The organism is Actinomadura sp. 3N407 (genome assembly GCF_052245875.1).
In the GTDB taxonomy this organism is placed as follows: domain Bacteria; phylum Actinomycetota; class Actinomycetes; order Streptosporangiales; family Streptosporangiaceae; genus Spirillospora.
In genome coordinates, this window is record NZ_JBQQBP010000091.1 from 1 (window position 1) to 618 (window position 618).

General features: G+C 70.9%; 1 protein-coding gene. It reads right to left on the bottom strand.

Annotated features, from left to right (window positions below; translation table 11 throughout):
- A partial coding sequence (locus tag ACTWPP_RS45070) for a condensation domain-containing protein (protein ID WP_443110630.1) occupies positions 1-618 on the bottom strand: 618 nt, incomplete at both ends.

The following is a 618-nucleotide window of genomic DNA, read 5'->3' on the forward strand; positions in this document are numbered from 1 at the left end:
TCGAACAACGCCGGGATCGTCGCCCGTTCGACGTCGCCGCCCTTGCCTCCGGCCCACCTGCGCAGCAGCGTGCGGCGTTCACCGCTGCTCAGGACCTCGGCGGCGCCGATGGGCGCGTCCGGGTCGGTGATCAGTTCGCGGACGAGCCGTTCGAAGCGGTCGGCGATGGTCTGGGCGGTACCGGGGTCGAAGAGGTCGAGGGCGTATTCCAGACCGGCCTCGATCCCGCCGGGCGCGCCGTCGTCGCCGTGCCGTTCCTGCAGGTAGAGGGACAGGTCGTACTTGGCGGCACCGGATCCGAGGGGTTCGGCGCCTCCGGTGAGGCCGTCCAGCTCAAGGCGGGCCTCGGGGTTGTTCTGGAACGTCAGGCCGACCTGGAACAGCGGATGCCGGGCCATCGACCGGGCCGGGTTGAGGACCTCGACGAGCCGCTCGAACGGAAGGTCCTGGTGCGCGTAGGCGGCGAGGTCGGTCTCCCTCACCCGCCCGATCAGGTCACGGAACGACGGGTCCCCGGAGGTGTCGGTGCGCAGGACGAGCATGTTGACGAACATGCCGACGAGGTCGTCGAGGGCCTCGTCGGTGCGGCCCGCGATGGGCGACCCGATCGGCACGTCC